The 12,422-nt window shown below is 71.1% G+C and carries 11 protein-coding genes; 9 read left to right on the forward strand and 2 right to left on the reverse strand.

Translation table 11 applies throughout. From position 1 onward, the window contains the following. Window positions 1–147 precede the first annotated feature (147 nt). The 7 genes from OERS_RS04150 to OERS_RS04180 all read left to right on the forward strand — a co-directional run bounded on the left by OERS_RS04150 (window position 148) and on the right by OERS_RS04180 (window position 7,512). Complete coding sequence (locus OERS_RS04150; RefSeq protein WP_068624673.1) at window positions 148–1,875, forward strand: ABC-F family ATP-binding cassette domain-containing protein; 1,728 nt, start codon at window positions 148–150, stop codon at window positions 1,873–1,875. 193 nt (window positions 1,876–2,068) lie between these two features. Next, window positions 2,069–3,028 carry an oxygen-dependent tRNA uridine(34) hydroxylase TrhO gene (gene trhO / locus OERS_RS04155; protein WP_082849001.1) on the forward strand — a complete coding sequence of 320 codons (960 nt, stop codon included), beginning with the start codon at window positions 2,069–2,071 and terminating at the stop codon, window positions 3,026–3,028. Window positions 3,029–3,297: 269 nt separating this feature from the next. Continuing rightward, window positions 3,298–3,741 carry a 50S ribosomal protein L13 gene (gene rplM, locus OERS_RS04160; protein ID WP_030151909.1) on the forward strand — a complete coding sequence of 148 codons (444 nt, stop codon included), beginning with the start codon at window positions 3,298–3,300 and terminating at the stop codon, window positions 3,739–3,741. A 46-nt stretch (window positions 3,742–3,787) separates the two neighbouring features. Further along, window positions 3,788–4,276, forward strand: coding sequence for a 30S ribosomal protein S9 (gene rpsI / locus OERS_RS04165; protein ID WP_056653832.1), 489 nt, complete (start codon window positions 3,788–3,790; stop codon window positions 4,274–4,276). A gap of 153 nt (window positions 4,277–4,429) precedes the next feature. Beyond that, window positions 4,430–5,794, forward strand: coding sequence for a phosphoglucosamine mutase (gene glmM, locus OERS_RS04170; protein WP_056653834.1), 1,365 nt, complete (start codon window positions 4,430–4,432; stop codon window positions 5,792–5,794). Next, window positions 5,791–6,465, forward strand: a complete 675-nt coding sequence (locus OERS_RS04175) for a peptide deformylase (protein WP_409365916.1) — start codon at window positions 5,791–5,793, stop codon at window positions 6,463–6,465. Before glmM ends, OERS_RS04175 begins: the two co-directional genes overlap by 4 nt. Before the next feature lie 288 nt (window positions 6,466–6,753). After that, on the forward strand, window positions 6,754–7,512 hold the full coding sequence (locus tag OERS_RS04180) for a DedA family protein (protein WP_068624676.1): 759 nt from the start codon (window positions 6,754–6,756) through the stop codon (window positions 7,510–7,512). Window positions 7,513–7,625: 113 nt separating this feature from the next. Here OERS_RS04180 and coaA read toward each other — a convergent pair whose 3' ends face one another. After that, a complete protein-coding gene (gene coaA / locus OERS_RS04185) occupies window positions 7,626–8,606 on the reverse strand; it encodes a type I pantothenate kinase (protein ID WP_139107692.1) in 981 nt (326 codons plus the stop codon). A gap of 172 nt (window positions 8,607–8,778) precedes the next feature. Between coaA and glmS the strand changes: the two genes are divergently transcribed. Both glmS and OERS_RS04195 read left to right on the forward strand, forming a co-directional pair. Then, window positions 8,779–10,644: a glutamine--fructose-6-phosphate transaminase (isomerizing) gene (gene glmS, locus OERS_RS04190; protein WP_068624679.1), complete on the forward strand. Its 1,866-nt coding sequence runs from the start codon at window positions 8,779–8,781 to the stop codon at window positions 10,642–10,644. Window positions 10,645–10,768: 124 nt separating this feature from the next. Next, a complete protein-coding gene (locus OERS_RS04195) occupies window positions 10,769–11,119 on the forward strand; it encodes a holo-ACP synthase (RefSeq protein WP_068624681.1) in 351 nt (116 codons plus the stop codon). Between the two features lie 202 nt (window positions 11,120–11,321). Here OERS_RS04195 and OERS_RS04200 read toward each other — a convergent pair whose 3' ends face one another. Beyond that, complete coding sequence (locus OERS_RS04200; RefSeq protein WP_068624683.1) at window positions 11,322–12,374, reverse strand: LLM class F420-dependent oxidoreductase; 1,053 nt, start codon at window positions 12,372–12,374, stop codon at window positions 11,322–11,324. Between the last annotated feature and the right edge of the window lie 48 nt (window positions 12,375–12,422).

Here is a 12,422-nt window from a genome sequence, read left to right on the forward strand (position 1 = left end):
GGGCGCACCGGCGCACCCGGGTGCGCTTCGCCGTCGGGCAGCGCGAGGCTGTCCCAGGGGAGTCCTGCCCGCTTCCCGCTGCCTGGGCGGGGCTGCCCGGGCGGAAAGGAATCGTCATCCGGGGCCTCGGGCAGGGAGGATGAGCCCGTGGGTCACATCGACATCAGCGACATCAGCTACTTCCTGCCCAACGGGCGTCCCCTCCTCGCGGGGGCGACCCTGCGCGTCGCGGACGGGGCCAAGGTCGCGCTCGTCGGACCCAACGGCGCCGGCAAGACGACGCTCCTGCGCATCGTCGCGGGAGACCTGTCGCCGCACGGCGGCACCGTGGGACGCAGCGGCGGGCTCGGCGTCATGCGCCAGTTCGTCGGCCGCATCGACGACGAGCGCACGGTCCGCGACCTGCTCGTCGACCTCGCGCAGCCCTCGATCCGCGACGCCGCGCGCGAGCTCGCCGCGGCAGAGCTCGACATCATGACGGTCGACGACACCCCCTCCCAGATGCGCTACGCCCAGGCGCTCGCCGACTGGGCCGACGCGCGCGGCTACGAGGCCGAGGCCGAGTGGGACAAGGTCACCGACGAGGTCCTGTCCATCCCGTTCGACCAGGCCCAGTTCCGCGAGGTCCGCACGCTGTCCGGCGGCGAGCAGAAGCGCCTGGTCCTCACGGCACTGTTCCGCGGCCCCGAGGAGGTCCTGCTCCTCGACGAGCCCGACAACTACCTCGACGTGCCGACCAAGCGCTGGCTCGAGGAGAAGCTCGCTGCCTCGCCCAAGACCGTGCTGTTCATCAGCCACGACCGCGAGCTCCTGGCGCGCACCGCGACCCAGGTCGCCACCGTGGAGCCCACGGCCGCGGGCGGCACGATCTGGGTGCACGGCGGCGGGTTCGGCACGTACGCCGAGGCACGGGCCGACCGCCGCAGCCGCCTCGAGGAGCTGCTGCGCCGCTGGGAGGAGGAGCACACCAAGCTCAAGGACCTCGTCAACATGCTCAAGAACAAGTCGGCGTTCAACGACGGGCTCGCGAGCCGCTACCAGGCTGCCCAGACGCGCCTGCGCAAGTTCGAGGAGGCTGGCCCGCCGCAGGTGCTCGCCCACGAGCAGAACGTCAAGGTCCGGCTCACGGGCGGACGCACGGCCAAGCGCGCCGTGACGTGCGAGCGGCTCGAGCTCACGGGCCTCATGGAGCCGTTCGACCTCGAGGTCTTCTTCGGCGAGCGCGTCGCGATCCTGGGGTCCAACGGCTCGGGCAAGTCGCACTTCATGCGCCTGCTGGCGCGGGGTGGGTCGGACCCGGACGTGGAGCACCGGCCGGTCTACGAGTCCGCTGTGGGCGCTGTGGGCACCGCGGGTGCACCGGGCGACGCGGCCGTGGTCCCGCCCGTCGCGCACACGGGCCGCGCCGTGCTCGGCTCGCGCGTGCGCCCGGGGTGGTTCGCGCAGAACCACGCCCACCCCGAGTTCGAGGGCCGCACGCTCCTCGAGATCCTGCACCGCGGCGACGGTGCGCGCGACGGCATGGGGCGCGAGCCCGCGAGCAAGGCCCTCGACCGCTACGAGCTGGTCGGTCAGGCCGAGCAGCGTTTCGAGACGCTCTCGGGCGGCCAGCAGGCGCGCTTTCAGATCCTGCTCCTCGAGCTCGGGGGAGCCACGCTCCTGCTGCTCGACGAGCCGACCGACAACCTCGACCTGCACTCGGCCGAGGCGCTCGAGGCGGGCCTCCTGGCGTTCGAGGGCACGGTCATGGCCGTCACGCACGACCGGTGGTTCGCGCGCGGCTTCGACCGGTTCGTGGTCTTCGGCTCCGACGGCCGCGTCGTCGAGACCCCCGAGCCCGTGTGGGACGTCGAGCGCGTCAAGCGGCAGCGCTGACCGGCCGACCGGTGGCGCCCCGTCGTCGGGGCGCCCCCCGGTCGCCGGCTCGAGGTCGGTCGGGCGACGACGAGACATGGCGGCGCCGGGACGGGCCCCACGCGAGGACGTGACGCGGTGAGGAAGACCACACGCCCCACGGAGAGCCGATAGCACGGCCTGCGCGGCGCCGTCGGGCTCCTAAAATGGAGCAATGGCCGTCCCCAAGATCGTGCTCTTCTACGCCTTCACACCGCTCGCCGACCCGCGCGCGGTGCAGCTGTGGCAACGTTCGCTCGGGGAGCAGTGGAACCTGACGGGCCGCGTCATCGTCTCCGAGCACGGCATCAACGCCACGCTCGGCGGGACGGTCGAGAACCTCAAGCAGTACGTCAAGACCACCAAGCAGTACCCGGGCTTCGCGGGGATCGACGTCAAGTGGTCGGACGGCACGGGGCGCGACTTCCCCCGCCTGTCCGTCAAGGTCCGGCCCGAGCTCGTGAGCTTCGGGGCCGTCGACGAGATCGCGGTCGACGAGGACGGCGTGGTCGACAGCGGGGTGCGCCTCGCCCCCGAGGCGCTCCACGAGCTGGTCGCCGAGCGTGGCGAGGACGTCGTGTTCTTCGACGGCCGCAACGCGTTCGAGGCCGCGATCGGCAAGTTCCGCGGTGCGGTCGTACCCGACGTCGCGACGACGCGTGACTTCGTCGCGGAGCTCGACTCGGGCGCCTACGACGACCTCAAGGGTCGTCCCGTCGTGACCTACTGCACGGGCGGCGTCCGGTGCGAGGTCCTGTCCTCGCTCATGCTCGCGCGCGGCTTCGAGGAGGTCTACCAGCTCGACGGCGGGATCGTCCGCTACGGCGAGACGTTCGGCGACCAGGGGCTGTGGGAAGGGTCGCTCTACGTGTTCGACGAGCGCATGCACGTCGAGTTCGGCGACGACACGGTCCCGCTCGGTGCGTGCTGCGAGTGCGGCGCGGCGACCGCGAAGTACGAGAACTGCGTCGACCCCGGGTGCCAGACGCTGCGCCTGTTCTGCACCGACTGCGCGGGCCTGGCGCGCACGCTCCAGTGCGACGCCTGTGCCGAACTGCGCCCGGGCGCGTATCCTCGACCTCGGGAAGACGCGATGACCGGTCTCTCCCACGACAACCACCGGGCAACCGCCTGAATCGGCTGTCTGGCACCAGAGCCCGTGCCGTCCGACGAGGCTGATCACACCGAGGTCCTTTTCGCCCTCGGTGTGACGCATCTTGTTTTGACCCTGCATGGGCCGTCCAGGTAGTCTGTTGAGTCGTTGTGCTTCCCCTTCGGTTATCTCGTCACTTGTGCGCCCACTCGCTCCGTGACGTGGACATCCGTCGACCGAAGGCCGAACGACTTGTCGGACGCAGGCTCCTGCGCCGAAGACATCGAAGACACGAAACGAAGGCTACGACCGTGCGTACGTACACCCCGAAGCCCGGCGACGTCCAGCGTGACTGGTACGTCATCGACGCGACCGACGTCGTCCTGGGCCGCCTCGCCACCCACGTGGCGACCCTGCTCCGTGGCAAGCACAAGGCCACCTTCGCGCCTCACGTCGACGGAGGTGACTTCGTCATCGTCATCAACGCCGGCAAGGTCGCCCTCACCGGCAACAAGCGCGAGCAGAAGCTTGCCTACACCCACTCCGGTTACCCGGGTGGTCTTCGGGCGGTCGCCTACAGCGACCTGCTGGAGAAGCACCCCGAGCGTGCTGTGGAGAAGGCCGTCCGCGGCATGATCCCCAAGACCTCGCTCGGCCGCGCCCAGTTCGGCAAGCTCAAGGTCTACGCAGGCTCTGAGCACCCGCACGCCGCGCAGCAGCCGAAGACTTTCGAGATCACCCAGGTCGCGCAGTAGGCTCCGCCTGCTCGTAGACGAGAACTTAGGACGCGAGGACACACCAGTGGCCGAGACCACCGTCGACATCGACGTGCTGGACGAAGAGACTCCCAGCAACTACACCTCTGAGAGCGCAGCCCCCACGGGCCGTGGCCAGAGCATCACCGCCCCCGCGCAGGCCCTGGGCCGTCGCAAGGAGGCCATCGCCCGCGTGCGCCTGGTGCCCGGCACCGGCCAGTGGAAGATCAACGGCCGCACCCTCGAGGGGTACTTCCCCAACAAGGTGCACCAGCAGCTGGTCAACTCCCCGCTGAAGCTGGTCGACGTCGAGGGTCGCTTCGACGTCATCGCCCGCATCAACGGTGGTGGCTCGTCCGGCCAGGCCGGCGCTCTGCGCCTGGGCATCGCCCGTGCGCTGAACGAGATCGACGCCGAGCACAACCGCCCGGCGCTCAAGAAGGCCGGCTTCCTGACCCGCGACGCCCGCGTCGTCGAGCGCAAGAAGGCCGGGCTCAAGAAGGCCCGTAAGGCTCCGCAGTACTCCAAGCGCTGATCCAGCGCTTGCGCACAACGGCCCCGGTGGACATCGTCCACCGGGGCCGTTGTCATTTGTCAGGGATGCTGACGAGCGACCGGACCGGTCGGCTCGCAGCGGGGGCGGTGCGGGCCTCGGTGCCGGTACCGTCCCGTTGAGGGAGGAAAACTCATGGGACGACTGTTCGGCACCGACGGTGTGCGGGGGCTGGCGAACAGGGACGTCACGGCCGAGCTCGCGCTCGGCCTGGGCGTGGCCTCGGCCAACGTGCTGGGACGCACGGGACAACCCGAAGGGCACCGCCCGCGGGCGGTGATCGGCCGCGACCCGCGGGCCTCGGGCGAGTTCCTCGGCGCGGCAGTGACCGCAGGCCTGGCGAGCGCCGGGGTCAACGTGCTCGACGTCGGCGTCCTGCCGACGCCGGCCGTCGCGTTCCTCACGAGCACGCTCGACGTGGACTTCGGCGTCATGATCTCCGCCTCGCACAACCCGATGGCCGACAACGGCATCAAGTTCCTGGCCCGTGGCGGGATCAAGCTCGAGGACTCGCTCGAGGACGAGATCGAGCGTCAGCTCGACACCGTGTGGGACCGTCCGCTCGGGGCCGACGTCGGCCGCGTCCGCACGGACACGGGCAGCGCGGGCGCGGACTACGTCGAGCACCTCATCGGGAGCATCGGCGCCACGGGCGACGCCCTGCCGCTCTCCGGCCTGCGGATCGCCGTGGACTGCGCGAACGGTGCGGCGAGCGACGTGGGACCCGCCGCGCTGCGCGCGGCGGGCGCCGACGTCGTCGTGATGAACGCGAGCCCTGACGGACGCAACATCAACGAGAAGTGCGGCTCGAACCACCCCGAGCAGCTCCAGGCCGTCGTGGTCGCCTCCGAGGCCGACTTCGGGGTCGCGTTCGACGGCGACGCCGACCGTTGCATCGCCGTGGACCACCGTGGCGTGCTCGTCGACGGCGACCAGATCATGGGTGTCCTGGCTCTCGCCGAGAAGGACAAGGGGCGACTGCACGAGGACACGCTCGTCGTCACGGTCATGAGCAACCTCGGACTGATCCTCGCGATGCGCGAGGCCGGTATCCGGACCGTCCAGACGGGCGTGGGCGACCGGTACGTCCTCGAGGAGATGCGCGCCAACGGGTACACCCTGGGCGGCGAGCAGTCGGGCCACATCATCCTGTCGCAGTTCGCGACCACGGGCGACGGCGTCCTCACGGCGCTCCAGCTCGCCGCGCGCATCCAGGAGTCGGGGGCCAAGCTCGCGGACCTCGCGGGTGCCGTGCCCAAGCTGCCGCAGACGCTGCTCAACGTCCCGGGTGTGGACAAGGCACGCGCCGCGACCGACGAGGTCCTCCAGGAGGCCGTCGCAGCCGCCGAGTCCCGCCTCGGCGAGACCGGCCGCGTCGTCCTGCGCTCGTCGGGCACCGAGCCCCTGGTGCGCGTCATGGTCGAGGCCGCGACGCAGGCCTCCGCCGACGCCGTGGCCGAGTCGCTCGCCGCGGTGGTGCGGGACCGGCTGGCCCTGTGACGGCCGGGAGCCACGCGCCCGGGTTCGCCGGACCCGTCGACGAGGAGCTGCGCGACCAGGTCGCGAGCCATCTCGCTCGCCACGAGGACGGCGTGCTGCCGATCGTCCAGGCCGGTCACCCGGTCCTGCGCCGACCCGCGGTGCCCTACACCGGCCAGCTCGGGGACCTGTTCCCCGAGCTGGTCGAGGCCATGCGTCGCACCATGCACGCGGCCCCCGGGGTCGGGCTCGCGGCTCCGCAGGTGGGCCTGGGGATCGCGGTCGCGGTGATCCAGGACGCGGGTGTCTCCGACCCCGAGGACGCGGACCTGCGCGAGCGGCACCCCCTGCCGTTCCGCGTGCTCGTCAACCCCGCGTACGAGGCCGTGGGGCATGAGCGTCGGGCGTTCTACGAGGGCTGCCTGAGCGTGAGCGGCTGGCAGGCCGTCGTGGCCCGGCCCCGGACCGTCCGGCTCACCGGCCAGGACGAGGCCGGGCGACCTGTGGACGAGGTCCTGACGGGCTGGCCCGCGCGGATCGTCCAGCACGAGACCGACCACCTGGGCGGCGGGCTCTACCTCGACCGCGCCGAGCTCCGGTCGCTCGCGTCGAACGACAGCATGATGCGGTTCTGGGGTCAGACCCCGGACCCCTCGGGGGCCGCCGAGGCCCTGGGGTTCGCGCTGCCCTGACGTTGCCGGCTCCTGACGGGCCTGGCCGGCCCGGAAGGTCCGTCCCTCGGAAGTGTCACAGCATCCTTCTGGGGGACCTCCCTAGGTGGAGATCTCCCTCCAGAGGATGACGTTCCGGTCTCGGTCGGTGCGGCAGAATCTATCGAGGAAGGTAGGGGTCGAGATCAGGGCAGACTGGGGGGTTTCCCCGATGGTGCCGGCCCCTCGTATCCGTAGGCTGGTCACAGGTGCATCTCCTGTACCTGTGACCAGCCTGGTTCGCCACACCAGCCGACGAACAGAGGACCCGTGATAGAGGCCGTCTCGACCTTCTTGGAGAACCTGGAGACCTGGGTCCTCGCACTCGCGGCGTCCGCATGGATCTACCCCGCCCTGTACGCCTTCGCGACGATCGACGGGTTCTTCCCGCCGATCCCCAGCGAGTCCGTGGTCATCACCCTCGCGGTCGCTGCCAGCGCGTCGGGCAACCCCAACCTCGTGCTCGTCCTGGCCATCGCTGCGGCCGGCGCCTGGACGGGGGACCAGATCGCCTATGCGCTCGGCAGGGGCATCGGTACCGAGCGGATCAGGTTCCTCCGCACGGTCCGCGGCCGCAAGGCCGTCGCCTGGGCAGACCAGGCGCTCAAGGCGCGGGGGGCGGCCTTCATCCTGGCGGCCCGCTACGTCCCCATCGGTCGCGTCGCGGTCAACATGACGGCCGGTGCCGTGGGCTATCCCCGCCGCCGCTTCATGCTCTACTCGGGCCTCGCTGCCGTGACGTGGGCGCTCTACTCGGTCCTCATCGGTCTCGTGGCCGCGCAGTGGCTCGGCCACCAGCCGCTCCTGGCCATGGTCCTCGGCGTGATCCTGGGGGTCCTGTCCGGGGTGGTCGTCGACCGCATCATGAACCGCATGGCCCGCAAGCGTCGCGCGGCCGAGGCTGCGCGAGCCGCCGCTGCCGGGGCGACCCCGCTCCACGGTGCGCCGACCGACCCGGCCGCCGCGCCGTCGTCGGGCACCGAGGGCCTGCAGGACGACGACGAGGCCGCGGTCCGCCGAGCCTGCTGAGATCCCGTTCCACCGCTCGCTCTCGCCGCCGAGCGGGCGTGAGCAGGCGGCGAGGCCGCGCTGGTGCACCCACGGCGCCCTCTGCAGCCTCGCAGAGGGTGCCGTGGCGCGGCTCAGATCTTGCGCAGGCGCGCCCGCTGGACCGAGTGGTCCGAGCCCTTGGTCAGCACCAGTGTCGCCCGCCCGCGGGTCGGCAGGATGTTCTCCTCGAGGTTCGGCGCGTTGATCGAGTCCCAGATCGACTTGGCCTTCTCGATCGCCTCCTCGTCCGTGAGCGTCGCGTAGCGCTTGAAGTACGACTCGGGACGCGCGAACGCCGTCCTGCGCAGCGAGAGGAACCGGTCCACGTACCACTGGCGGATGTTGCGCGTGCGCGCGTCGACGTAGATCGAGAAGTCGAAGAAGTCGCTCACCGCGACCGTCGACTCGTCGGTCGCGCTGGGCCGTGCAGGCTGCAGGACGTTGAGGCCCTCGACGATCAGGACGTCCGGCTTGCGGACGACCGTCTCGGCCCCCGGGACGATGTCGTAGGTCAGGTGGTCGTAGACCGGGCTGCGGACCTCGGGAGCGCCCGCCTTCACGCGGGACAGGAACCGGATCAGGGCACGGCGGTCGTACGACTCCGGGAAGCCCTTGCGCTCCATGAGGCCGCGGCGCGCGAGCTCGGCGTTCGGGTAGAGGAAACCGTCGGTCGTGATGAGCTCGACGCGCGGGGTCTCGGGCCAGCGCGCGAGCATCTCGCGCAGGATGCGTGACGTCGTCGACTTGCCTACGGCGACCGACCCCGCGACACCGATCACGTACGGCGTGCGTGTCGAGTTCTCCCGCAGGAAGGTCGACGTCGCCTCGTGGAGGCCGCTCGTGGCCGTCACGTACAGGTTGAGGAGCCGGGAGATGGGGCGGTAGATCGCGTCGACCTCGGCCAGGTCGATCGGGTCGCCGAGGCCGCGGAGCTTGACGACGTCGGCGTCCGTCAGCGGCAGCGGCGTCGACTCGGAGAGCTTGCTCCACGCGGCGCGGTCCAGGTCGACGTACGGCGACGCCGTGGTGCGCTCGGGCAGCAGCCCCGCGCCGGGAGAGGCGCCCGGGTCGATCGCAGGGAGACCCTCGCGCGGAGGGACGGGCAGGTCGGAGGGAGGAACCACTCGGATGATTCTGCCGGACGCGCGCGGTGATCGAGAACCGTGAGCCGCCGGACCGCTAACAAAGAACCGCGAGATGTCGCGGTCGAGAGAGCCCGAACCGGTGCCGCTAGACTCCGGAAACATGTGTGGAATCGTGGGTTACGCAGGCCCTCTCGCAACGTCCGGGCGACCCCTGGACGTCGTCCTCGAAGGACTCGGCAGGCTCGAGTACCGCGGCTACGACTCGGCCGGGGTCGCGCTCGTCGCACCCGAGCTGAACCGTGTCGCGACGGCCAAGAAGTCCGGAAAGCTGGTCAAGCTCCTCGACGAGCTCGCCGCCAGACCGCTGCCCGCCGCGTCCGCGGCGATCGGGCACACGCGGTGGGCGACGCACGGCGCGCCCAACGACACCAACGCCCACCCGCACCTCGCGGACGACGGACGGCTCGCGGTCATCCACAACGGGATCGTCGAGAACTTCGCGGTCCTCAAGGAGGAGCTGCTGGCCGACGGCGCCACGTTCCTCTCCGAGACCGACACCGAGGTCGCCGCCCAGCTGCTCGCCCGCGCCTACCGCCGCACGGGCGACCTGACCGAGGCCATGGCCTACGTCGCCCGCCAGCTCGAAGGCACGTTCACCCTGCTCGCGGTCCACGCGGACAGCCCCACCACCGTGGTGGGTGCGCGGCACGACTCTCCGCTCGTCGTCGGGCTCGGCGAGGGCGAGAACTTCCTCGGCTCCGACGTCGCGGCCTTCATCGCCTTCACCAAGGACGCGCTCGAGCTCGGCCAGGACCAGATCGTGACCATCACCCCGGACTCGGTCGAGGTCGTCGACTTCCACGGCAACCCGGCCGAGGCCACGCGCTTCACGGTCGACTGGGACGCGGCCGCCGCGGAGAAGGGTGGCTTCGCGTCCTTCATGGACAAGGAGATCCACGACCAGCCGCAGGCCGTGGGCGACACCCTGCTGGGACGCACCGACGCCGAGGGACGCCTGATCCTCGACGACCTGCGCATCGACGAGGCCGTGCTGCGGACCATCGACAAGATCATCGTCATCGCGTGCGGCACCGCGGCCTACTCGGGGCACGTCGCCAAGTACGCGATCGAGCACTGGTGCCGCATCCCGGTCGAGGTCGAGCTCGCGCACGAGTTCCGCTACCGCGACCCGATCGTGAACGAGAAGACGCTCGTCGTGGCCGTCACGCAGTCCGGCGAGACCATGGACACGCTCATGGCGGTCCGGCACGCGCGTGAGCAGGGCGCCAAGGTCATCTCGATCGTCAACACGCACGGGTCGACCATCCCGCGCGAGTCCGACGCGGTCCTGTACACGCACGCCGGCCCGGAGATCGCGGTCGCCTCGACCAAGGCGTTCCTCTCGCAGATCACCGCGGCGTACCTGCTGGGCCTGTACCTGGCGCAGCTGCGCGGCAACAAGTTCCCCGACGAGATCCGCGAGATCCTCGACGACCTGCGCGAGATGCCGCGCAAGATCCAGACCGTGATCGAGCGCGGCGAGTACGTCAGCGCCGTGGCCCGCTCCATGAAGGACGCGACGTCGGTGCTCTTCCTGGGCCGGCACGTCGGGTTCCCGGTCGCGCTCGAGGGCGCGCTCAAGCTCAAGGAGCTCGCCTACATCCACGCCGAGGGCTTCGCCGCCGGTGAGCTCAAGCACGGGCCTATCGCCCTGATCGACGAGGGGCAGCCGGTCTTCGTCGTCGTGCCCTCGCCGCGCGGGCGCGACTCGCTGCACTCGAAGGTCATCTCCAACATCCAGGAGATCCGGGCCCGCGGGGCCCGGACCCTCGTCATCGCCGAGGACGGCGACGACGCGGTGCTGCCGTTCGCGGACGAGATCTTCTGGATCCCGCAGTCGCCCACGCTGCTCTCGCCGCTCCTGGCGGTCGTCCCGCTGCAGATCTTCGCCATGGCGCTGGCCACGGCCAAGGGCCTCGACGTCGACCAGCCGCGCAACCTGGCGAAGTCCGTCACGGTCGAGTAGCCCGTGCGCTGCGCCGGTCCGGACCGAGCACGCAGCCTCACCTGCCAGCAGCCCACCGTGCCCCGGCCCGGTGGGCTTCCGGCGTCCGGGGCCCGTGCCGCACGCCACCGCTTAGGGTGAACGCATGATCATCGGGGTGGGAATCGACGTCGTGGACGTCGCGCGGTTCATGGACACGCTCGGTCGGACGCCGCGCCTGCGCGAGAAGCTGTTCACGCCGGCCGAGCGCGACCTCCCGGCGTCGTCGCTCGCGGCCCGCTTCGCGGCCAAGGAGGCCATCGCCAAGGCGCTCGGGGCGCCCGGCGGCATGAACTGGCAGGACGCCACGGTCCACCGCGTCGTCGGGGGCGCCCCCCAGGTCGAGATCACCGGGACCGTCCAGGCCCGGGCGACCGCGCTCGGGATCACGTCGTTCCACCTGTCGATCTCGCACGACGCCGGGATCGCGTCGGCCATGGTGGTCGCGGAGGGCTGAGGGATCGTCGCCTCGTCGTGCGCTCCGCCCGGGTGAGGCGGGAGGCCGAGGGGGCTCCGTCGTCGAGCAGGTGGTCGAGTGGCCGCGAGCGGCCGTCGAGCACGAGGTTGCGGTCGTTCTCGACGTCAGAACGAACGCAACCTCGTGCTCGGCACCGGCACCGGCACACTGCCACCCGCAGGCACCGAGCGAGCGGAAGCGGTCAGCCCTGCAGCGCCGGCACGACCTCGCGCTCGAACAGCTCGATCCCGCTGCGGTCGTAGGCCGCCTCCGCGAAGTACGTGATGGCGTACGTCATGCCCGCGCCCTCGAGCTTCTGGAGGGTCTCGACGACCTGCTCGGGGGTGCCCACGAGCGGGCCCGAGCGGAAGTCCCGCACGGTCTGCTCCACCTTGGCCGGGACGGTCTTGGCGTAGTGCTCGCCGATCCAGCGCAGGCGGTCCTCGACGTCGGCCTCGGTCTCGCCGATGACCACGTTGTAGTTGGCCGAGCGCGTGATGTCCTCGAACGGGCGACCGATGCTCTCGCAGTGCCCCCGCAGGACGTCGGACTTGTGCGCGAACCCTTCCAGGGACCCGTCGAAGTTCGTGTACTGGGCGTGCTGCGCGGCGATGCGCAGCGTCTTCTTCTCGCCGCCGCCCGCGATCCACAGCGGGATGCTGGGGGCGCTGCCGCCTCCTGCCCCCACGCCGTCCAGGACCTGGAGCGGCTGCGGGTGGCACAGCGCGCCGTCGACCTGGAAGTACGTGCCGTCGAGCGTCGCGGAGCCCGTGCGCCACATCTGCTCCATGACCTGCACGCCCTCGTCGAGCGCGCCCAGGCGCGCTCCCGCGCCCGGGAAGCCGTAGCCGTAGGCACGCCACTCGTGCTCGTACCAGCCGGCGCCGATACCCATCTCGGTGCGGCCGCCGCTCACGATGTCGACCGTCGCCGCGACCTTGGCGAGGTAGGCCGGGTTGCGGTAGGCCATGCACGTGCACATCTGGCCCAGGCGCACGCGCTCGGTCGACGCCGCGAACGCCGCCATGAGGGTCCAGGCCTCGTGCGTGGCCTCGCCCGTGGGCTCGGGCACCGTGTGGAAGTGGTCGTAGACCCACACCGACTCCCACGCGTGCCGCGCGTCAGAGCCGGGCGCGCCGGTCGTCGCGGTGTCCGCGTGCTGCGCGAGCGACCGCATGGTCTCCCACTGTGCCGAGGGGTCGATGCCGACGAGGTCCTGTCGCCAGCCTTGCGGGATGAAGAGTCCGAATCGCATGGTCGCCAATCTAGCCCGGCGGGCAACGGGGGCCGCGCGGGTCTCGCC

Source organism: Oerskovia enterophila, from assembly GCF_001692445.1.
GTDB lineage: Bacteria > Actinomycetota > Actinomycetes > Actinomycetales > Cellulomonadaceae > Oerskovia > Oerskovia enterophila.

Excerpts from the sequence above, each read along its gene's own strand:
- trhO (WP_082849001.1), top strand. The coding sequence starts at position 2,069 with ATGGCCGTCCCCAAGATCGTGCTCTTCTACGCCTTCACACCGCTCGCC.
- glmM (WP_056653834.1), top strand. The coding sequence starts at position 4,430 with ATGGGACGACTGTTCGGCACCGACGGTGTGCGGGGGCTGGCGAACAGG.
- glmS (WP_068624679.1), top strand. The coding sequence starts at position 8,779 with ATGTGTGGAATCGTGGGTTACGCAGGCCCTCTCGCAACGTCCGGGCGA.
- OERS_RS04195 (WP_068624681.1), top strand. The coding sequence starts at position 10,769 with ATGATCATCGGGGTGGGAATCGACGTCGTGGACGTCGCGCGGTTCATG.
- OERS_RS04200 (WP_068624683.1), bottom strand. The coding sequence starts at position 12,374 with ATGCGATTCGGACTCTTCATCCCGCAAGGCTGGCGACAGGACCTCGTC.